Origin of the sequence: Ramlibacter sp. (assembly GCF_028292805.1) — a bacterium.
In the GTDB taxonomy this organism is placed as follows: Bacteria; Pseudomonadota; Gammaproteobacteria; order Burkholderiales; family Burkholderiaceae_C; genus Ramlibacter.
Window position 1 is genome coordinate 1 of the sequence record NZ_JAQGLS010000012.1, and the last position, 21,753, is coordinate 21,753.

The following is a 21,753-nucleotide window of genomic DNA, read 5'->3' on the forward strand; positions in this document are numbered from 1 at the left end:
GTCGACGGCGGCACGAACTGGCTTGCGGTCGGCGCCGTCGCCAACAACAGCGCTTTGCTGCTGGCGTCCGATGCAAGCACGCGGCTCTACTTCCAGCCGAACGCCAACTACAACGGCACCGTCGCCGCCGGCCTGACCGTGCGCGCCTGGGACACCACCACGGGCGCGGCCGGCAGCAAGGTCGACGCCAGCACCCACGGCGCCAGCACGGCGTTCTCCACCTCCACCGACACGGTGTCGCTCGCCGTCGACCCGGTGAACGACGCGCCGGTGGGCGTCGCGGACAGCTACAGCGCCGCGGAAGGCAGCACCGCGACCAGGAGCTCGGTGCTGGCCAACGACACCGATGTCGACGGCCCGGCGACGACGGCGTGGCAAGTCGCCAGCACGGCGGCCGGCACCATCATTCCCGTCAACGGCACCAACGCGGTGACGACGGCGCTGGGCGGGACCGTGGTCATGAACGCCGACGGCACCTTCACGTACACCGCACCGGCCCGCAACCATGCCGACGCGACGGCGGACGTGGACAGCTTCGTCTATCGCGCGTCCGACGGCAGCGCCAACTCGGCCTGGGTCACGGTCAGCCTGCCCATCACCGACACCGGGCCGGTCGCCACCGCCGACACCGACACCGTCAGCCTCGGCAGCTCCACCAGCGGCAACGTGATCGCCGGCACCGGCGGTCCGGCGGCGGACATCATCGGCGCCGACACGGCGCAGATCTCCGCCATCACCTACAACGCCGTGGCGGTGACGCCAGGCGGCGGGGTGTGGACGGTCAACACCGGCACCGGCACGCTGACGATCTCCGCCAGCGGCGCCTACACGTACACGTCCACGGCCCCGGGCAACCTCGCGGTCGGCGCGCCGGCCAACCTGGCCGCCTGGACGGGGGCGATCTCGTCCTACGGCTTCGACGGCGCGGAGCCGTACAACACCGGAACCACGGTGACGTCCGGACTGAACCTGTCGACGCTGGTCGCCGCGCGGACCAGCGAGGTCCGCTATCGTGGCAACGGCGGCAGCGACGACGACGGCATCGGCGTCGAGAACACATCGGGAACCAACACCACCGATGCCATCCAGAACGGCGAAGACCTCGTCCTCGACCTGGGCCGACTGAGCCAGTCCACGACGGTCAACCTGACGGCGCTGGCCGGCGGCGAGACGGCGCAATGGCATGCCTACGGCGGCGACGGCGCCTGGATCGCCAGCGGCACGATCGCCGGTGACGCCGACAGCCAGGTGACCGGCACCATCGCCGATGCGACGCCGTTCCAGTACCTGGTGTTCACATCGACAGGCTCCGCCTACCGCGTCAACGGCATCAACGTCACCGCCTACGCCCCGGCGGTGGCCATCGACTACACCCTGGCCGACGCCGACGGCAGCACCTCGACGGCTACGCTCACGGTCAACATGACCACCAGCGTCACGCTGCAGGGCGACACCGCGACGCTGTCCGAGTCCGGCCTGTCCGCCGGCACCGCGCCCCGGCCCGGCGGCGCCGTCACGTCGGGCAACCTGCTGGACAACGACTTCGGCCTGAGCGCCGGCGCCGTCATCAACCGGGTCACCGCGGGCGCGACCGATTTCACAGCCGACGGCAACGGCGTGATCGCCGCCAACGACGGCTACGGCACGTTGGTCGTCTACACGACGGCCTTCGCCGGCCACCTGGCGGGTGACTACACCTACACGCTGACGGCGCCGACGGCACAGCCCGGCACCGACATGCGCACCTTCAGCTACGGGGTGCTGGACGGCGCGACGAACTACTCGGCCAACCTGGCCATTGCCGTGGTGGACGACGCCCCCTCGGCCACCAGCGCGGTGGCCCGGGTGGCGGAGATGCCGGCGGCTTCGTACAACCTGGTGCTGATGCTCGACATCTCGGCCAGCATGTACGCCAACAATGCCGGCGGCGAGGTCCGCTCGGTGGATGCGAACGGCAATGCCATCGAAACCACCCGCCTGGCGATGGCGAAGACCGGTCTGATCGCGCTGGTGGAGGAGTACTTCAGCCAGGCCGCGGGTGTGGCCGTGAAGCTGGGCCTGTTCGCTTCCGGCGCGACGATGCTCAACGGCGGTGCGACTTACACCAGCAAGGCCGCCCTGATCGCGGCCATCAGCGGCATCAGCGGGACCGAGCTGACCAGTTCCACCGACTACGACGCCGGCATCGACGCCATGCGGACGGCGTTCGGCACGCCTTCGTCGTCGGTGGTGAACGTGTCGTACTTCCTGTCCGACGGCGCGCCCACCAACGCGGCAAACGCCAAGGCCGCCATCGCCACCTACCAGGCCTTCGCCTCGGCCAACAACATCCGCTCCTATGCGGTCGGCATCGGCACCGGCATCGCCGACGTCAGCTACCTGAACAACCTGCACACCGTCGACGGCGATGCGAGCGGGGCCTCGGATGCGGCCGTGATCGTGCCTGACCTGAACAAGCTGGACGAGACCCTGATCTCCACGGTGCCGAGCGCCTACACCGGCAGCGTCGGCGGCACCGGTGGCGCCAGCAACGTCACCTTCGGCGCCGATGGCGGCTACATCCGCTACATCGAGGTGATGCTGGACAGCAATGCGGACACGGTGCCGGACCAGATGGTCCGCTTCACCTATGACCCCGGCACCGGCCAGGTCACGCAGAACAGCTCGTTCCTGACCGGCTTCCCCATGACGGCGACGGCGGTGAACCTCGGCTCCGCCTCCGGCTTCGTCTACGGCAGCTTGGTCTTGGACTTCCTGGCCGGCGAATACACGTACTACACGGCCACGTCGGTCGTCGAGGGCGACGAGTTCGTCATCGGCTTCCAGGTGATGGACGGCGACGGCGACACGGCCATTGCGGTGCAGACGATCCGCGTGGTGGACGGCAAGCCGGTGGCGCGCGACGATGCCGACACGCTGATGCCGGGCCAGACGATGTTCGAGGCCAACGTCGTCAACGGCGCAGGCACCGATGGCGGCACCACGGACATGATCACCGACTTCATGTCGTCTTCGGTGAGCAAGGACACCATCCTCGACGGTGCGGTGATCACCTCGGTGTCTTTCAAGGGCACCAGCTTCGACCTGACCAGCAACGCCTCCGGCGCCGTCGCCGGTGGCGACTGGACCATCACCGGGGGCAGGCTCACCTGGACGAGCAGCACCGAGCCGGCCAATGTCCTGGTCTTCGATCAAGGTGGTTACTACCGCTACACCCCGCCCGCCGACCAGACCCTGGCGCCGACGGCGGCCCCGACAGTGACGACGCTCTTCAACTCGTCGGCCAATGCGGACGACAACGGCATCACGCTCAGCGGCTTTTCGCGGCTGGCCAACCTGACGGGCACGCCGACCTATGCGCACGCAGCGCTGAGCTACGCGGATCTCACCGGCACCGCCGACGACGGCGTGGGCGTGCCGGCCGGCGAGGCGGCCGGCACGGTGGACGACCTGGAGACGCTGGTGATCACCTTCAACGCCGCCGACCACGCATACGGCGTGCAGGACGTGACGCTCACGATCAACACCAACAACAGCAACCTGTCGTCAGCCATCAACGTCACCCGGGCTGCCGACGGAACGGCCTACGGCAACGTCGTCACCACGGTCACCTACACGGTCTACGACGTCAGCGGCAACCTGCTGGGGCAGTTCTCCAGTTTTGCCGAGGGCGCGATCGCCATCCCCGCCGGCTACAGCAACATCGGCCGGATCGAGCTGCAGGCCAACAGCGCGGCGCAGGCGCGGGTGCAGAACATCAGCTTCCGGCACATCACCGGCGGCGGCACGGCCGCGCCGGTGGCGCCCGAAACCATCGGCTACACGCTGACCGACAGCGACGGCGACACGTCGTCGGCCGAACTGATGCTGGGCGTGATCACCAACCACATGGCGGGCACCGCCGCCGGCGACACCCGCACCGGCACCGGCGCCAACGACTACATCTCGGGCCAGGGTGGCAACGACACCCTCACCGGCGCTGCCGGCTACGACCTGATCCGCGGCGATGCCGGCAGCGACTCGATCGACGGCGGCGCCGATGCCGACCGCCTGTTCGGCGGCGCCGGCGACGACACGGTCGCCGGCGGCACCGGCGCCGACGACATCAAGGGCGACGCCGGCGACGACGTCCTGACCGGCAACGACGGCAACGACATCGTGCGCGGCGGCGCCGGCAGCGACGTGATCAACGGTGGCCTGGGCGCCGACACCCTGCTGGGTGGCGCCGGCAATGACACGATCGACAGCGGCAACGACCTGGTGTCCGACGTGTTCAAGTGGGAGCTGGCCGACACCGGCGCCAAGGGCGCGCCCGCCGTCGACACGGTCACCAACTTCAGCGCCGTCGCCGCCGGCAGCGGCGGCGACGTGCTGGACTTGCGCGACCTGCTGGTTGGCGAGAATCAGTTGTCGACCAACCTGGACGACTACCTGCACTTCGAGAAGTCCGGCGCCAACACCATCATCCACGTCAGTGCCAGCGGTGAGTTCGCCTCCGGCTACAGCCCCACGCGTGAGGTGCAGACCATCGTGCTGCAGGGGGTGGACCTGGTCGGCACGATGAACACCGACCAGCAGATCATCCAGGACCTGCTCACCAAGGGCAAGTTGCTGACGGACTGACGACAAGGGCAACGAGAACGATGCAAAAAGAAGAACGAAGCCGCTCGCGCGGACGCAGCGGACGCAGCGGACGCAGTGCCGTCGCCCTCGCTATCCTGTTGTGCGGGCCGCTGTTGCTGGCGACCGCTCTGGCCCAGACCAGGTCGCCGGCGCTCCCCCCGCCCACGCTGGCGGGCGCCCTCGCCACCGGCGACAAGCCGTTCACGCTGCGCGAGGCCGTGCAACTGGCCGTCGTCAACAACCCAGAGGTGCTGGTGCAGTGGCACACGGTGCGCGCCGCCGAAGGCGAGCGCGACGCCGCCCGCGGCGGCCTGTTCCCGCGGGTCGACCTCTCGGTGGGGGCCGGCCCCGAGCGCCGCTCCGGCGTCAACGGCGGCTACGGCCGCACCAACGGCAGCCTGACGCTGTCGCAGCTGCTGTACGACGGCTTCGCCACCGCCGACGAGGTGCGCCGGCTGGACCACTCTGCGCGGGTGCGCCTGTTCGAGCTGATCGCGGCGTCCGAGGGCATCGCGCTGGAGGCCGCGCGCGCCTACTTCGACGTGCTGCGCTACCGCGAGCTGGTGCGGCTGGCCGAGGAGAACTTCGTCGAGCATCGCGCCGTGTTCGCCCAGACCGACCAGCGCGTGAAGGCGCGCGTCGCCCGCGCGGTCGACCTGGAGCAGATCACCGGCCGGCTGGCGCTGGCCGAGGCCAACCTGCTGATCGAGACCGCCAACCTGCACGACACCACGGCCCGCTTCCAGCGCATCGTGGGCCGGCTGCCGCCGCGCGCCATGCCGCTGCCGCCGCACTTGGCGCACGGTATGCCGGGCGATGCCGCGACGGCGCTGGTGCAGACCGCGCGCCACAACGCCGCCGTGCTGGCCGCGGTGGAGAACGTGCGGGCCGCCAATGCCGCCCTGGACGTGCGCGAGAGCGCCTACCAGCCACGGGTGGACCTGCAGCTGCGCCGCGACCAGGGCCGCAACCTCAATGGCCTCACCGGCGGCAGCAATGCCACGGTGGCCGAACTGGTGTTGAACTGGAACCTGTTCAACGGTTTTGCCGACCGCGCGCGCGAGCGCCAGTTCGCTGAACAGCTGAACGTGGCGCGGGACGCGCGCGACAAGACCTGCCGCGACACCCGCCAGACCACCATGATCGCCTACAACGACGTGGTCAAGCTGCGCGAGCAGCTGGAGTACCTGAACCTGCACGAGTCGTCGCTGGCCAAGGCGCTGACGGCGTACCGGCTGCAGTTTCAGATCGGCCAGCGCTCGCTGCTGGACCTGCTGGACACCGAGAACGAACGCTTCCAGGCCCGCCGCGCCGTGGTCAATGCGCAGCACGAACTGGCCATCGCCTACGTGCGCACGCAGGCCGGCATCGGCAACCTGCTGCGGGCGCTGGAAGTGACGGGGCTGGGCAGCAACATGGACGGCGATCTGCGCAGCTGGGCGCTCGGTGGCGACGCGGCGCAGCTGTGCCAGGCCGAGGTGGTGGCGATGGTCACGGTGGACAAGGAGGCGCTGGTCCAGCGCGCCTTGCAGCAGGTGATGCGCAATCCGCCGCCGCAGCTGGTGCCGCCCGCGCCGGATGCCGCGGCGGCTGCTCCGGCGACCACTGCCGCTGCAGCGCCGGTCCCCGCGCCAGTGCAAGCCCGGGCCCAGGCTCAGGCCCAGGCTCAGGCTCAGGCTCAGGCTCAGGCTCAGGCTCAGGCTCAGGCTCAGGCTCAGGCTCAGGTGCGCACCGCCGTCGAGGCCTGGCGCGCGGCCTGGGAAAAGCGCGACGTCGGAGCCTACCTGCAGTCGTATGCGCCGGCTTTCGTGCCGCCGCAAGGCACGAAAGCCAGCTGGGAAAAACGGCGGCAGGACGTTTTGTCGCGCGCGGCCGAAGTCTCCGTTGCACTGGGCGCGCCCGAAGTTCGGATCACGGCGCCGGGCGAGGCCAGCACGGTGTTCACCCAGACCTACCGCTCGGCCAGCCACCGGGACCGGGTGCGCAAGACGTTGGGCTGGCGGCTGGTGGACGGCCGCTGGCTGATCGTGAGCGAAACGGCGGCGCCGGCGGCGGCGCCTTGAAGTAGGCCGTCGCTGGATCCGCAAGGCGGCGTTCCTCATCGGCGCGTCGCAGCTGCCCGCCCGCCTGGGCAGCCGCTTGGCCGCTGGGCGGGACGCTGCACTTCGTCGCCGGCATCGCCGTGATGGGCTTGCTCAGCCCGTTCGCCGATGGCGCGCGGGTGCCGGTGTCGCGGGGCCGCGCCGGCAGCGCTGGACTGGCGCTGGCGCTGCGCCCCGTGCGCGGATGACTGGGCCTCAGGCCTGGCGCAGCTTGAAGCGCTGCAGCTTGCCGGTTTCGGTGCGCGGCAGGCCGGTCACGAACTCGATTTCGCGCGGGTACTTGAAGGGCGCGATGCTGGCCTTGACGTGGTCCTGCAGCGTCTTGACCATGGCTGCGTTGCCCACGTGGCCCGGCTTGAGCACGCAGAATGCCTTGACGATCATTCCGCGCTCTTCGTCCGGCTTGCCGACCACGCCGCATTCGGCCACCGCCGGGTGCTTGAGCAGCGCGTCCTCGACCTCCGGCCCGCCGACGTTGTAGCCGGCGGTGATGATCATGTCGTCGGCCCGCGCCTGGAAGCAGAAATAGCCGTCGGCGTCCTGCACGAAGGCGTCGCCGGGATAGTTCCAGCCGTCCTTGACGTAGCTGGCCTGGCGCGCGTCCTCCAGGTACTTGCAGCCGGTCGGGCCGATCACGGCGAGCTTGCCGATGGTGCCGTGGGGCACCTCGTTGCCGTCGTCGTCCACCACCTTGGCCGTGTAGCCCGGCACCGCCTTGCCGATCGCGCCGCGGCGGATCTCGTCGCCGGCCGAAGAAATGAAGATGTGGAACATCTCGGTGGCACCGATGCCGTCCAGCATCTCCAGCCCGCTGGCCTGCTTCCACAACTGCCGGGTGGCGTCGGGCAGGCCTTCGCCGGCACTGACGCTGACGCGCAAGCTGGCGATGCCCAGCTCCCGTGCGAACGGCGCGGCAGCGCGGTAGAAGGTCGGTGCCGTGTAGCAGATGGTGGCGCCGACCTCATGGATGGTGCGCACCAGCGACTCGGGCGTGTAGGGGCCTTCGGGAAAGTACGCCGAGGCGCCGGCCCACATCGGGAACAGCAGCAAGCCGCCCAGCCCGAACGTGAAGGCCAGCGGCGGGCTGCCCACCACGATGTCGTCCGGCCTGGCCTTGAGCACGTGGCGCGGCCAGGCCTCGCAGGCGGCCAGCACGTCACGATGCGTGTGGATGGCGGCCTTGGGCTTGCCGGTGGTGCCGGAGGTGAACGCCAGCAGCGCGATGTCGTCCGCCGCGGTCGGGCAGGGCGCGAAGTCGCCTTCCTTTTGCGCCGCGCGCACCGCCAGCGAGCCGGACGCATTGGGCGTGTTGAACGGAATCACGGCCCGCAGGACGGGCCGGTCGACGCGGGCCAGCTCCAGTTCGTCCAGCAACCCGGCGTCGCACAGCGCCAGCGTCGGCTGGGCCTTGTCGATGATGTCGCCGATCTCGCGGGCGCGCAGCAGGGGCATGGTCGCCACGGCGATGCCGCCGGCCTTGACCACCGCCAGCCAGGCCAGTGCCAGTCCGATCGAGTTGCCGCCGCGCAGCAGCACGCGGTTGCCCGGCGCCATGCCCAGGTCCTCGGTCAGCACGCGGCAGATCCGGTCGACCCGCTCGCGCACCTGGGCATAGGTCAGCGTGGCGGGCGGCGAGCGCAGCAGCGGCCGCTCGCCCCAGCCTTTGGCCGGCGCGCGGTCCAGCAGCTCCTGCACCAGGTTCAGGCGGTCGGGCAACTGCAGCTCGGGCCGCTCGTAGCGCATGGTGGCAAGCTGGTCGGCGGGGGGCAGCCGGTCGTGCACGAAGCGGTCGGCCTGGGCCGAAGTCGCCGTCATGCCGCCGTCTCCCCGGGAGTGGCGCGGTCCTTGACCTTGCCGAGCAGCTTGTGCAGGGTCGCCAGGTCCTTGTCGGTCAGCGCGGAAAAGGCCGACACAATCCAGTCTTCATGCCGACGCGCCATGTCGTGGAACTGCTTGCGCCCCTTGGGGGTCAGGCGCACGCGGTAGGCCCGCCGGTCGCCCTCGACGTCGATGCGCTCGACCAGCCCTTCGGTCGCGAGCTGGTCGGTGATGCCGGTGACATTGCCGCCGGTCACCATCATCCGGCGCGACAGCTCGTTCATCTTCAAGCCGGCCGGCGCGCGCTCGAGCTGTGCCATCAGATCGAAGCGCGGCAAGGTGGTGTTGAAGCTTTCCCGCAGCAGGGTGCGCACCTGCTTTTCCACCAGCTGGGTACAGGTGAGCAGCCGCAGCCACAGGCGCAAGGCCTCGGGGTGCTCGCTGTGCGCCCTTGCTTCCATGTCCATGAAGGTTCCTTTGGGTCCAGTCTAAATAGTTTAGGCCTGAACAAATCGGCGTGCAACCGGCTCCGCCGCAGCTCAGGAATGCGGCGCCGTCCTACAGACGAGTGATTGACTCAAGCCGGGCGGGGGGACAAGAATTTGCTTATGGAACCGCTTGTCCAGAAACTGGAGGCGCAATTGGCCGCGCTGCCGGTCAGCGTCGCGGTCGCGTTGCCGCACGGGCGGCGCGTCGGCGCCAAGGATGCGGCGGTCCGGCTGGAGTTCCAGGACTGGGCCGGCCTGGCGCGGTTCGCCGGTGGCCAGATCGGCAAGATCGCCGAAGACTATGTCGAGCAGCGCGTTCGGATCGAAGGCCGCATGCGCGACGTGATGGCGGCGGCCGCCAACCTGCTGCCGGGCAGCCCGGTGGCCAGCGACACCACTTGGTGGACGCAGCTGCTGCGCCGGGCCCGCTCGCTGGCCTCGCACACGCCGCAACGGGACGCCGAGCAGATCCGCTTCCACTACGACGTCTCCGACGACTTCTACGCCCTCTGGCTCGACCCGCGGCGGGTCTACTCCTGCGCCTACTACCGCAGCCCCGAGCTGTCGCTGGCGCAGGCGCAGGAGGCCAAGCTCGACCACATCTGCCGCAAGCTGATGCTGGCCAGCGGGGAGCGCTTTCTCGACATCGGTGCCGGCTGGGGCGGGCTGCTGTTGTGGGCGGCGGAAAACTACCGGGTGGACGCCACCGGCATCACGCTGTCGCGCAACCAGCACGCCTACGTCAACGACCTGATCCGCGCCAAGGGGCTGCAAGGCCGCGTGCGGATGCTGCTGCTCGATTACCGCGACCTTGGCGAGACACAGCGGTTCGACAAGATCGCCTCGGTGGGCATGTTCGAGCACGTGGGGCAGGCCAACATGCCGGCCTACTTCGGCAAGATCCACCGCCTGCTGGCGCCGGGCGGGCTGGTGCTGAACCACGGCATCACCGCCGGCAGCACCGAGTCCGCCCAACTCGGCGCCGGCATGGGCGAGTTCATCGGCAAGTACATCTTCCCCGGCGGCGAACTGCTGCACGCCAGCCTGGTGCTGCGCGAGATGGCGACGGCCGGGCTGGAAATGGTGGACACGGAAAACCTGCGGCCGCACTACGCGCGCACGCTGTGGGCCTGGTCGGATGCGCTGGAGGACCGGCTGGACGAGGCCCGCGCGGTACTGGAACGCACCCACGGCCCGGACGGCGCCGGCACCGTGCTGCGGGCCTACCGCCTCTACCTGTCCGGCTGCGCCATGACCTTCGAGCAAGGCTGGGTGGCGCTGCACCAGATGCTGGCCACCCGGCCCGACGGCCAGATGCGCACCGGCGCGCTGGCTGGCGCGCAGTCGGCTTATCCCTTCACGCGCGACCACCTGTATCGCTGATACTGGGCGCATGCTGTACAAGTTCAAATCCAAGGCGACCGGCGACCTGATCATGCTGGAGCCGAACGGCCGGCAGGTGCTGCAGGCCATCGGCAAGGACGCCGGCCCCAAGGGGATCATCCTGCCCGAAGACATGGCGGGCGCCATCGCCGCGCTGGAAGCCGCCATCGCCCGCGAAGAGGCGCAGCAGCAAGGCGCGATCGACGAGGCCAAGGCCAAGGGCGAACCGGCCCCCGGGCGCGACCCGGTCTCGCTGCGCCAGCGCGCCGTGCCGTTCCTGGACATGCTGCGGCGCGCCAGCGCCGCCGGCAAAGAAATCGTCTGGGGGGTGTGAGCCCTTCCTCCGTCCCCTCCTGGGGAAGGTCGGAATGGGGGCACGCGGCGTTCGGCCATTCGCCCGGCTCGCCCCCAGCCCAGCCCCCCGCGGCGGGGGAGGGAGCAAGTCGGGATCAATCCACCTTCGCGCCCGAAGCCTTCACCACCGGCTGCCACTTCTTTAGCTCCAGGTCGATCTTCTGCGCGAACTGCGCCGGCGTGTTGCCGCTGGGGATGGCGCCCTGCGCCTGCAGCCGCTCGCGCATCGCCGGCGTGGCCAGGCCTTTGGCCGTTTCCTGCTGAACCCGGTTGACGATGTCCATCGGCGTGCCGGCGGGCGCCAGCAGGCCGAACCAGGAACTGGCCTCGAAGCCCTTGAGCGTCGGGCCGCCGACCTCTTCGACGGTCGGCACGTCCGGCAGCGCGGTGGAACGCTGCGCGCTGGTCACGGCCAGCGCCTTGAGCTTGCCCGACTTGATGTGCGCCATGGCCGAAGGCAGGTTGTCGAACATCACGTCCATGTCACCCGACAGCAGGCTGAGCAGCGCCGGGCTGGAGCCGGTGAACGGGAAATGCGTCATGTAGACGCCGGTCATGCTCTTGAACAGCTCGCCGGCCAGGTGGATCGAGGTGCCGTTGCCGCTGGACGCCATGTTCAGCTTGCCGGGATTGGCCTTGGCGTACTTGATGAATTCGGCCACGGTGTGGATGCCGCGGGCCGCGGCCTTGTCGGCATTCACCACCATCACGTTCGGCACGCCGGCCACCAACGTGATCGGCTGGAAGTCTTTTTGCGGATCGAACGGCATTTTGCTGTACAGCCATTTGTTGATCGACTGCGTGCCGACGGTGCCCATCAGCAGCGTGTAGCCGTCGGGCGTGGCCTTGGCCACGAGGTCGGCGCCGATGTTGCCGCCGGCCCCGCCCTTGTTGTCGACCACGAACGGCTGGCCCAGCGTCCTGGTCAGCTCCTGCGCGACGGCGCGGGCCAGGATGTCGGTGGTGCCACCGGCGGCAAAGGGCACGACGATGCGCACCGGCTTGGTCGGCCAGGCCGCCTGGGCGTGCCCCAGCGCGGGCACCAGCCAGGTGGCGGCGACGGCCAGGCCGGCCAGCAGCCGGCGGCGGGAAGGCGAGGGGATGCGGCTCACGGATGTCTCCTTTGTTGGTCTTGCGGATCGATGATGCCACCGTACGGGCGAAAAAAAGCCGCCCCGCGGGCGGCTCGGTCTTCAGGCGCTGGCGCCGTCAATCCACATAGACGCCAGCGGCCTTGATGGCAGGGCTCCACTTGGCGATCTCGGCCAGCACAAAGGCCTTGTGGCCGGCCGGCTCCATGCGCTTGTCGACGACGACGACCGCGCCCAGACCTTCCTGCTTCTTGATGAACTCCGGGTCTTTCAGCGCGACCTTCACTGCGTCGTTGAGCTTCTTGAGCACCGGCGCCGGCGTGCCCTTGGGCGCGTACAGGCCGTGGAAGATGCTGACGTTGAAGTCCTTGACGCCCATTTCCTGCATCGTGGGCAGGTCCTTGAGGGTCGGGGTCGCCAGGCGCCTGGGCGAGGTGACGGCATAGGCCTTCACCTTCTTGGCTTCGATCTGGCCAGTGGTGTTGGTGGTCTGGTCGCACATCAAGTCGATCTGGCCGCCCATCAGGTCGGTCATGGCCGGGGCCGTGCCCTTGTACGGCACCGCTGTCATGTCGACGCCAACGGCCGACTGGAACAGCATGCCGCAAAGGTGCGAGGCCGAGCCGATACCGGCGTTGCCCAGGTTGATCTTGCCCTTGTTCTGGCCGATCCAGGTCATCAGCTCGCGGTAGTTGTTGGCCGGCAACCCGGGTTTGCCGATCACCGTCATCGGCACGTCGTTGATCAGGCCGAGGTACTCGAAGTCGCTCTCGACCTTGAACGGGATGTTGCGCACCAGCGTGGGCATGGTCGCCATGCCGATGTGGTGCAGCAGCAGGGTGTGGCCATCGGGCGCGGCGCGCGCGACCTTGTTGGCGCCGATGGAGCCGCCGGCGCCGGCCGCGTTGTCGACGACGACGATGGCGCCGCCCAGCGCCTTTCGCATGGCTTCGGCGAGGTCACGGGCGACGCGGTCGGTGGGGCCGCCGGCCGTGAACGGCACGACCAGGGTGATGGTCCTGGTCGGGAAGTCCTGGGCGGCGGCCGAAAAGGCGGCAGCGGCCAAGGCCACGGGCACCAGCGTCTTGAGCAGTTTTTTCATGGGAAACCTCCTTGGTACAACCGAAAGGATCATAGGCATGTGGCCGCCCTACGGGATGAAGGGAATTACGTAGCAGCTGACCCGGGTCAACCCGCACGCTTGCCGCCTCAGCGGTAGCTGCGGGCGTCCTCGATCACCTTGCCGTCGTTGGGCAGGCTGCCCGGTTGCAGCACCTGCACGTCGGCGCGCAGCTTGGTGACGTCGCGCACGGCCGCGCCGATCCGCGCCTCCAGGCCCGCCACCGGTTCGGCCGCTTCCACCTGGAACGTCATCACGTCGTTGGCCATCTCGCCGCTGACCACCAGCCGTGCCTTGAGCACTTCGGGAAAGCGCCGGCCGATGTCGGCTACCTGGCCGGGGTGGACGAACATGCCGCGCACCTTGGTGGTCTGGTCGGCGCGGCCGAGCCAGCCTTTGATGCGCATGTTGGTGCGGCCGGTCGGGTCCGTCCCCGGCAACACCGCCGACAGGTCGCCGGTGCCGAAGCGGATCAGCGGATAGCCGGCGTTCAGGGTCGTCACCACCACCTCGCCCACTTCGCCTTCGGGCACCGGCTCGCCGGTGCCGGGCCGCACGATTTCCAGGATCACGCCTTCGTCGACCACCAGGCCCTGGCGGGCGCTGGTTTCGTAGGCGATCAACCCGAGGTCGGCGGTGGCATAGCTTTGGTAGACGTCCAGGCCGCGCTCGCCGAACCAGTCGCGCAGGCTGGGCGGGAAAGCCTCGCCGCCGACCAGCCCCTTGCGCAGGCTGGCGATGTCGCTGCGCAGCTTGGCCGCCGTTTCGACCAGGATGCGCAGGAAGCTGGGCGTGCCCATGTAGGCCAGCGGTCGCAGTTGGGCGATCGCCTGCAACTGCTGCTCGGTCTGGCCGGTGCCGGCCGGGAACACGGTGCAGCCCAGCGCGTGGGCGCCCGATTCCATGATGAAGGCACCCGGGGTCATGTGGTAGCTGAAGCTGTTGTGCACCAGCTCGCCGCTGCGAAAGCCGGCGGCGAACAAGGCGCGGCCGGCGCGCCAGTAGTCGCGGCTGCTGCCCTCGGGCTCGTAGATCGGGCCGGGCGAGGCGAAGATGCGCGGCATGGCGGGGCCGCGCACCAGCGTCGAGAAGCCGCCGAACGGATCGCCGGGCCGGCTGGCTTGCTGGCGCTCGAACAGTTCGTGCTTGCGCGTCACCGGCAGCTTGGCCAGCGCCGCGCGCGAACGGATGCCGGCCGCGCCGACGCCCGCCAGGATGGTCCCGTAGGCCGGCGAGGCCTGCTGGGCGTGGGCGATCTGCGCCGGCAGCGAGGCGAACAACTGCTCTTCGCGCTCGGGCGGCGGCCGGGTTTCCAGCGTGTCGAAATGCTCGCTCATGGTTCTTCCTGTGGTTCCTGCGCTGCTCAGGCCAGCCAGCGCTTGCGCCGTTTGTGGCTCTTGATGTCGCGCAAACTCCTGCGCTCGCCGCCGCCGACGCCAAGGTAGAACTCCTTGACGTCTTCGTTGTCGGCCAGGTCGGCGGCCGGGCCGTCCATCACGATGCGGCCGCTTTCCATGATGTAGCCGTGGTCGGAATACTTCAGCGCCATGTTGGTGTTCTGCTCGGCCAGCAGGAAGGTCACGCCTTCCCTGGCGTTGAGGTCCTTGACGATCTCGAACAGCTCCTGGACGATCTGCGGCGCCAGCCCGATGGAAGGCTCGTCCAGCAGCACCATGCTCGGGTTCGCCATCAGCGCCCGGCCAATCGCGCACATCTGCTGCTCGCCGCCCGAAGTGTAGGCCGCCTGCGCGGCGCGGCGCGTCTTCAGGCGCGGGAAGTAGGCGTAGACCTTCTCCAGGCTGGCTGCGATCTCGGGCTTGCTGCGGCGGGTGTAGGCGCCGGTCAGCAGGTTCTCCTCGATGGTCAGGTGCGCAAAGCAGTGGCGGCCTTCCATCACCTGCACCACGCCGCGCCGCACCAGGTCGGCCGGGGTCAGGTTCTCGACGCGCTCGCCGCGCCACTCGATCCAGCCTTGGGTGACGGCCCCGCGCTCGCCCCGCAGCAGGTTGGAGACGGCGCGCAAGGTGGTGGTCTTGCCCGCGCCGTTGCCACCCAGCAGCGCCACGATCTTGCCGTGCGGCACATGCAGCGACACGCCCTGGAGCACCAGGGTGACGCGGTTGTAGATGACCTCGATGCCGTTGACGTTGAGGATCGGTGTGTCCATGTGCTTTCCGGTTGATGCTCCCTCCCCCGACGGGGAGGGAGCAAGCCAGGTCAGGATGGGCAGTCGGCGCCCGTGCGCCGCGCCAGCTTCCTTTCCGCCCCGTACTTGTCCGCCGAGACCTTGATCAACGGCCGGATGATGCCCTTGAAGCATGGCGCGTCCAGCTTGGCCTGCGTCAGGTCCAGGTTTTCGTCGCCCCAGCGGGCCTGCTCCGGCGTGATCACCTTGCCTTTGCCGAAGCGCTCCTGCACCACCCGCGCGCCTTCGATGGCGAGCATGGCGCCGTCGGGCCGCGCAGGTACGACACCTGGTCGACTTCCTCCCTGGGCCCGGTGCCCTGGCCCTTGGCGTGCACCTTGTCCTGGATTTCCTTGACCATCGCGGCGTTGAAGTCGCAGCTGTGCTGCAGCGCCAGCGCGTTGTAGCTTTGGCACCGTCGCCCGCCGGCACCACGTCGGACTCGGCGCCGGACCACCAGCGGCCGTACATCTGATCGCGCGGGTATGTCGCTGCGGCCGTAGCCGGCGGTGATCAGCGGCACCTTGTCGCCGGGCGCCTTCTCGGTCAGCGCGAAGGTGATGCCGGTGGGCAGCGGCTGGAACACGGTGGCGCCGCCGTTCTTGGCCTTCAGGCGCTGGTAGCACTCCACGCCGCGATCGGTGGCGTAGGCCGTCTCGCATTCCTCCCAGTTCACCTTGACGCCGTTGATGCCGCCGCGCGCGTTGGTGAGCTTGCGGTGGTCGACGTAGCCGTTGGCGAACGGAATGTCGTTGGGCGTGTAGGCGCCGGTGCGATACACCAGCAGCGGCAAGAACTGCTCCCTGACCTGCGCCAGGGCGCTGGTCACCGTGGCAGCCGCAGCGTGGCGGCGAGTGCGACGTGACGCATCTTCATGCTTGTCCTCCTTTTGGAAACTCAATGCGGGAACGGCCACAGCCGCAGCTTCTGCTTGCCCACGGACCACAGGCCGGCCAGCCCGTGCGGCTCGACGATCAGGAGCCAGACGATCAGCGCGCCGAAGATCATGAACTCGGTGTGCGAGATGCCGGCGGTGGAAATCGTCACGCCGAACAGCGCGCCGAGCGCGGGCAGGAACTGGTTCAGGAAGATCGGCAGGATCACGCTGAATCCAGCGCCCAAGAAGCTGCCCATGATGGAGCCGAGGCCGCCGATGATCACCATGAACAGCAGCTGGAAGGAACGGTCGATGGAAAAGGCGGCCGGCTCCCAGCCGCCCAGGTGCACGAAGCCCCACAAGGCGCCGGCCACGCCGACGATGAACGAGCTGACGGCGAAGGCGCTGAGCTTGGCGTACATCGGGCGGATGCCGATCACGGCGGCGGCCACGTCCATGTCGCGGATCGCCATCCACTCGCGGCCGATCGCGCCGCGCACCAGGTTCTTGGTCAGCAGCCCGAACAGCGCCAGAAAGCCCAGGCAGAACAGGTACTTTTCCATCGGGCTGTCGATCGACCAGCCGAGCGCGTTCAGGTTGGACACCTGCACCGGGCCGGACGGCGTGGAGTTGGTGAACCACTTGATCCGCAGGAAGGCCCAGTCCCAGAAGAACTGCGCCGCCAGGGTGGCGACGGCCAGGTACAGGCCGCGCACCCGCAGGCTGGGAATGCCGAACACGATGCCGACGATGGTGGCGAACACGCCACCCATCAGGATCGACAGGACCAGCGGCGCGCCGTCGATGCGGATCAGCACGTTGTAGGCGCCATAGGCGCCGACGGCCATGAAGGCGCCCGAGCCCAGCGAGATCTGGCCGCAGTAGCCGACCAGGATGTTCAGCCCCAATGCCGCCAGCGACAGGATCAGGAACGGGATCAGGATCGCCTTGAACATGTAGTCGCTGGCCAGCATCGGCACCAGCACGAAAGCGGCCAGCAGCAAGGCGATGACGGTGATGCGGTCCTGCAGGATCGGGAAGATCTGCTGGTCCGACCGGTAGCTTGTCTTGAACTGGCCGTTTTCGCGGTAAAGCATGGGAAGGGGTAGGGGCCTAAGGGCTGGGGGCGAGGGATCAGACGCGGTCGATGATCTTTTCGCCGAACAGGCCCTGGGGCCTGAACAAAAGGACCACCAGCGCCAGCATGTAGGTGAACCAGATTTCGATGCCGCCGCCCACCAGCGGCCCGACGTAGACCTGCGACAGCTTCTCGCCGAGGCCGATGATCAGCCCGCCGATGATCGCGCCCGGCACCGAGGTCAGGCCGCCCAGGATCACCGCCGGCAGCGCCCGCAGGGCCATGGTGGTCAGCGAGAAGCCCACGCCCGTCTTGGAACCCCAGATGACGCCGGCGACCAGCGCCACCACCCCGGCCACGCACCAGACGATCACCCAGATGCGTCCGAGCGGGATGCCGATCGACTGCGCCGCCTGGTGGTCGTCCGCCACCGCCCGCAGGGTGCGGCCGGTGGCGGTCTTCTGGAAGAACAGCGTCAGCAGGGCCACCAGCGTGGCGGCGATCAACGCCGCGATCAGGTCTTCCTGGTTGACCAGGATGCCGCCCTGGAAGGTCGACTGCAGCACGAAGATCGGCTCCTTGGGCATGCCGACGTCGAGCGTGTAGATGCCGCTGCCGAACAGCGCCTGGCCGGCGCCGTCCAGGAAGTAGGTGATGCCCAGCGTGGCCATCAACAAGGTGGCGCCTTCCTGCTTGAGCAGGTGCCGCAGCACCAGCCGCTCGACCAGCCAGGCCACCACGAACATCAGCGCGCCGGCGATGAGGAACGCCAGCAGGTTGGCCAGCGCCAGGCTGTCAAAGCCGAACCACCGGGGCAGCCACTCGGCAAAGCGCGCCACGGCCAGCGCCGCGAACAGGACCGTCGCGCCCTGCGCGAGGTTGAAGACGCCCGAAGTCTTGAAGATCAGCACGAAGCCCAGCGCCACCAGCGCGTAGAGCATGCCGGTCAGCAGGCCGCCAAGCAGGGTTTCGAGGAAGTAGCCCATGCGGTTGCTGCCTAGGGCGCGGTGCCCAGGCAGGCGCTGATCACGTCGGGGTTGGCGCGCACTTCCGGCGGCGTGCCGTCGCCGATCTTGCGGCCGTAGTCGAGCACCACCACGCGGTCGGAGATGTCCATCACCACGCCCATGTCGTGCTCGATCAGCACGATGGTGGTGCCGAACTCGTCGTTGACGTCGAGGATGAAGCGGCACATGTCCTGCTTTTCCTCCATGTTCATGCCCGCCAACGGCTCGTCCAGCAGCAGCACCTGCGGCTCCATCGCCAGCGCCCGGCCCAGGTCCACCCGTTTTTGCAGGCCGCAGGAAAGCTGGCCGACCGGCGTCTTGCGAAAGGCCTGGATCTCCAGGAAGTCGATGATCTGCTCGACGTGTTCGCGGTGCGCGATCTCCTCGCGCTCGGCCGGGCCGATGCGCAGGGCCTGCAGGAAGATGTTGCTCTTGATGCGCAGGTTGCGCCCGGTCATGAGGTTGTCCAGCACGCTCATGCCCTTGAACAAGGCCAGGTTCTGGAAAGTGCGCGCGATGCCCATCTGCGCCACCTGGCGGCTCTTCATGTGGCTGAAGGTCCGGCCCCGAAAGCTGATGGTGCCTTGCTGCGGGCGGTAGACGCCGTTGATGCAATTGAGCATCGAGCTCTTGCCGGCCCCGTTGGGGCCGATGATGGCGCGCACCTCGTGTTCGCGCACGTCGAACGAGACGTCCGCCAGCGCCTTGACACCGCCGAAGGCCAGCGAAATGTTCCTGAGGTCCAGGATCACCTGGCCGGTGCGGCGGCCGGCGCCGGGTGTCGGGGCCGGGCTGGCGCCCAAGCCCTCGCCCGGCGGGCTCATGATCTTCATGCGGCCGCCTGCAGGGGCGCGAAGGTGCGCGCATCCATGATCTTGAGCGTGGCGCTGACGCTGCCGGTGCGGCCGTCCTCGAACCTGACCTGCGTGGCGATGAACTGCTCGGTCTTGCCGCCGTACAGCGCCTCCACCAATTGCTGGTACCTCTGGGCGATGAAGTCGCGCCGGACCTTGTCCGTGCGCGTCAGTTCGCCGTCGTCGGCGTCCAGCTCCTTGTGCAGCACCAGGAAGCGATGCACCTGGCTGCCGGCCAGCTTCTCGTCGGCGGCCAGGTCGGCGTTGACCTTCTCGATGCACTCGCGCAGCAGCTGGTAGACCTCGGGCTTTTGGGTCAGGTCGGTGTAGCCGGCGTAGCAAAGGTTGCGCTTGCCGGCCCAGTTGCCGACCGCGTCGAAGTCGATGTTCAGCATCACGCAGACGCTCTCTCGGCGGTCGCCCACCGCCACCGCTTCCTTGATGTGCGGGAAGAACTTGAGTTTGTTCTCGATGTACTTGGGCGCGAACAGCGCGCCGTCGGCCAGCCGCCCGAGGTCCTTGGCGCGGTCGATGATCTTCAGGTGGCCGCGGGCGTCGAGGAAGCCGGCGTCGCCGGTGTGGTACCAGCCTTGCGCGTCCTTGACTTCGGCCGTGGCCTGCGGATTCCTGTAGTACTCCCTGAGCAGGCCGGGCGAGCGCACCAGGATCTCGCCGCTGTCGGTCAGGCGGATCTCGACGTCGCGGCACGGGATGCCGACGGTGTCGGCGTGCACCTGGTTGTCCGGCTGCATGCAGACGAGCACCGCCGTCTCGGTGGAGCCGTACAGCTGTTTGAGGTTGACGCCGATGGCGCGGTAGAAGGTGAACAGGTCGGGCCCGATCGCCTCGCCCGCGGTGTAGGCCACCCGCACCCGCGACAGCCCCAGGTTGTTGCGCAGCGGGCCGTAGACCATGAGGTCGCCCAGCGCGTACTTGAGGCGGTCAAGCGCGCTCACCGGCTTGCCGTCGCGCAGCGTCGGGCCGACCCGGCGCGCCAGTTCCATGAAGGCGTGGAACATGCCGCGCTTGCTGGCGCTGGCGTCCTCCATGCGGGTCATCACGCCGGTGAGCAGCGCCTCGAAGATGCGCGGCGGCGCGAAGTAGTAGGTGGGGCCGATCTCCTTCAGGTCGATCATCACGGTGGCGGCCGACTCGGGACAGTTCACCACGAAGCCGCAGGCCAGCCACTGGGCGTAGCTGAAGATGTTCTGGCCGACCCAGGCCGGCGGCATGCAGGCCAGCACTTCCTCGGCCTCGGTCAGGCGGTCGAACTCGGCGCCGGCGCTGGCGCGATCGAGCAGGGTGCGGTGGGTGTGCACCACGCCTTTGGCCTGGCCGGTGGTGCCGGAGGTGAAGAACATCGCGGCGACGTCGTCCGGGCCGGCCTGGCCGATCCGCGCCTCGAAAAAGCCGGCGTTGGCCTCGGCAAAGGTGCGGCCAGCTGCAATCAGCGTGTCCAGCGAAGCCAGTCCCGGCTCGTCGTAGTTGCGCAGCCCGCGCGGCGCGTCGTAGTAGATGGCTGCCAGGTGCGGGCACTGGGCGCGCACTTCCAGCAGCTTGTCGACCTGTTTCTGGTCTTCGGCGAAGGCGAATCGCACTTGGGCGTTGTGGATGGGGAACATGCACTCGGCGGCCACGGCGTCCTGGTACAGCGGCACGGGGATGGCCCGGAGCGACTGGGCGGCCAGCATCGTGGCGTACAGGCGGGGGCGATTCGCGCCCACGAGCACCATGTGCTCCCCCCGGCGCAGGCCGGCCTGGTGCAGGCCGCAGGCGATCTGTTCGACCAGCTGGGCCAGCCGGGCCCAGGACAGCGCCTGCCAGATGCCGTATTCCTTTTCGCGCATCGCCGGGGCGGCCGGCCGCTGCGCCGCGTGCAGCAGCAGCAGGCGGGGGAAAGTCGTCTCCATCGACGTCCTCCTTTCGAGGCGTATGGGCGCAATGTAGGCCTGGGGTTTGACGCTGATCTGTCTTTGCCACGACATTCCTAGGGAATCTCCTAGTAGGGCCTGCCCGGGGCGGCCGCGCCGGCGCCTGCCCGGGGCGGCCGCGCCGGCGCCCGCCCGCGGCTTTGCACCGACAATCGGCACGCACCCGACATTCACCTGCCATGGTTTCCGAACTCACCTTGCACCAGCGCCGCCGCGACCCGACCCCGGCGGAACTGGCCGGCGTGCCCTGGCTGGACGTGCTGCAGCCGCCAGAACGCGCCCACGCCGTGGAGAACATCAAGGTGGCCTCGGCCATGCCGGGCGACTACGTCTGCCGGCTCGGCCGGCCGGTCACCTACTGGTTCGGCGTGGTCGAAGGGCTGCTCAAGATGAGCAGCGACACCGCCCAGGGCCAGACCATCACCTTCAGCGGCCTGCCGCCGGGCGGCTGGTTCGGCGAAGGCACGGTGCTCAAGCGCGAAAGCTACCGCTACAACGTGCAGGCGCTGCGCAGCAGCGTGGTGGCGGGGCTGCCGGCCGACACCTTCCACTGGCTGCTGGACCACTCGATCGGCTTCAACCGGTTCGTGATGAACCAGCTCAACGAGCGGCTCGGCCAGTTCATCGCCGCCCGCGAGATCGACCGCATGAACAATCCGGACGTGCGCGTCGCGCGCAGCCTGGCCGCGCTGTTCAACCCGGTCCTCTATCCGGGAGTTGGCGAGGTCCTGCGCATCACGCAGCAGGAACTCGCTTACCTCGTCGGGCTCTCCAGGCAGCGGGTGAACGAATCGCTCGCGGCACTCGAACTGCAAGGCACGATCCGGGTCGAATACGGCGGA

General features: G+C 68.8%; 15 protein-coding genes and 1 pseudogene. 5 read left to right on the top strand and 11 right to left on the bottom strand.

Annotated features, from left to right (window positions below; genetic code table 11):
* Both JWP65_RS00475 and JWP65_RS00480 read left to right on the top strand, forming a co-directional pair.
* Positions 1-4,623, top strand: a 4,623-nt coding sequence (locus JWP65_RS00475) for a type I secretion C-terminal target domain-containing protein (protein WP_299759298.1), incomplete at its 5' end; no start/stop codon positions are given.
* A gap of 113 nt (positions 4,624-4,736) precedes the next feature.
* Positions 4,737-6,686, top strand: coding sequence for a TolC family outer membrane protein (locus JWP65_RS00480; protein WP_299759299.1), 1,950 nt, complete (start codon positions 4,737-4,739; stop codon positions 6,684-6,686).
* 234 nt (positions 6,687-6,920) lie between these two features.
* Here JWP65_RS00480 and JWP65_RS00485 read toward each other — a convergent pair whose 3' ends face one another.
* On the bottom strand, positions 6,921-8,540 hold the full coding sequence (locus tag JWP65_RS00485; protein ID WP_299759300.1) for an AMP-binding protein: 1,620 nt from the start codon (positions 8,538-8,540) through the stop codon (positions 6,921-6,923).
* Complete coding sequence (locus JWP65_RS00490) at positions 8,537-9,010, bottom strand: MarR family transcriptional regulator (RefSeq protein WP_299759301.1); 474 nt, start codon at positions 9,008-9,010, stop codon at positions 8,537-8,539. The genes JWP65_RS00485 and JWP65_RS00490 overlap by 4 nt, the downstream gene beginning before the upstream one ends.
* A 141-nt stretch (positions 9,011-9,151) precedes the next feature.
* Between JWP65_RS00490 and JWP65_RS00495 the strand changes: the two genes are divergently transcribed.
* Both JWP65_RS00495 and JWP65_RS00500 read left to right on the top strand, forming a co-directional pair.
* A complete protein-coding gene (locus JWP65_RS00495) occupies positions 9,152-10,414 on the top strand; it encodes a class I SAM-dependent methyltransferase (RefSeq protein ID WP_299759302.1) in 1,263 nt (420 codons plus the stop codon).
* A 10-nt stretch (positions 10,415-10,424) separates the two neighbouring features.
* Positions 10,425-10,748, top strand: a complete 324-nt coding sequence (locus tag JWP65_RS00500) for a DUF1840 domain-containing protein (RefSeq protein ID WP_299759303.1) — start codon at positions 10,425-10,427, stop codon at positions 10,746-10,748.
* 115 nt (positions 10,749-10,863) lie between these two features.
* Here the strand turns inward: JWP65_RS00500 and JWP65_RS00505 are convergent, their stop codons facing one another.
* The 9 genes and pseudogenes from JWP65_RS00505 to JWP65_RS00545 form a co-directional block, all read right to left on the bottom strand.
* Complete coding sequence (locus JWP65_RS00505) at positions 10,864-11,847, bottom strand: tripartite tricarboxylate transporter substrate binding protein (RefSeq protein ID WP_299759315.1); 984 nt, start codon at positions 11,845-11,847, stop codon at positions 10,864-10,866.
* Positions 11,848-11,977: 130 nt separating this feature from the next.
* On the bottom strand, positions 11,978-12,961 hold the full coding sequence (locus JWP65_RS00510) for a tripartite tricarboxylate transporter substrate-binding protein (RefSeq protein WP_299759304.1): 984 nt from the start codon (positions 12,959-12,961) through the stop codon (positions 11,978-11,980).
* Between the two features lie 107 nt (positions 12,962-13,068).
* Positions 13,069-14,316 carry a phenylacetate--CoA ligase family protein gene (locus JWP65_RS00515; RefSeq protein WP_299759305.1) on the bottom strand — a complete coding sequence of 416 codons (1,248 nt, stop codon included), beginning with the start codon at positions 14,314-14,316 and terminating at the stop codon, positions 13,069-13,071.
* Between the two features lie 26 nt (positions 14,317-14,342).
* Positions 14,343-15,146 (bottom strand): ABC transporter ATP-binding protein, encoded by an 804-nt coding sequence (locus tag JWP65_RS00520; RefSeq protein WP_299759306.1) that lies wholly within the window; start codon positions 15,144-15,146, stop codon positions 14,343-14,345.
* Positions 15,147-15,196: 50 nt separating this feature from the next.
* A pseudogene (locus tag JWP65_RS00525) lies at positions 15,197-16,040 on the bottom strand (ABC transporter substrate-binding protein).
* A 21-nt stretch (positions 16,041-16,061) separates the two neighbouring features.
* Entirely contained in the window at positions 16,062-17,138 is a 1,077-nt protein-coding gene (locus JWP65_RS00530; RefSeq protein WP_299759307.1) for a branched-chain amino acid ABC transporter permease, read from the bottom strand.
* Positions 17,139-17,175: 37 nt separating this feature from the next.
* Positions 17,176-18,105 (bottom strand): branched-chain amino acid ABC transporter permease, encoded by a 930-nt coding sequence (locus tag JWP65_RS00535; protein WP_299759309.1) that lies wholly within the window; start codon positions 18,103-18,105, stop codon positions 17,176-17,178.
* Positions 18,106-18,116: 11 nt separating this feature from the next.
* Positions 18,117-18,950 carry an ABC transporter ATP-binding protein gene (locus tag JWP65_RS00540; RefSeq protein ID WP_299759317.1) on the bottom strand — a complete coding sequence of 278 codons (834 nt, stop codon included), beginning with the start codon at positions 18,948-18,950 and terminating at the stop codon, positions 18,117-18,119.
* A 5-nt stretch (positions 18,951-18,955) separates the two neighbouring features.
* The gene (locus JWP65_RS00545) at positions 18,956-20,890 is read right to left on the bottom strand and encodes a long-chain fatty acid--CoA ligase (protein WP_299759311.1); all 1,935 of its coding nucleotides are present in this window, start codon (positions 20,888-20,890) and stop codon (positions 18,956-18,958) included.
* Positions 20,891-21,090: 200 nt separating this feature from the next.
* Here JWP65_RS00545 and JWP65_RS00550 point away from each other — a divergent pair.
* Positions 21,091-21,753: Crp/Fnr family transcriptional regulator (locus tag JWP65_RS00550; protein WP_299759313.1), on the top strand; the 663-nt coding region annotated here is incomplete at its 3' end.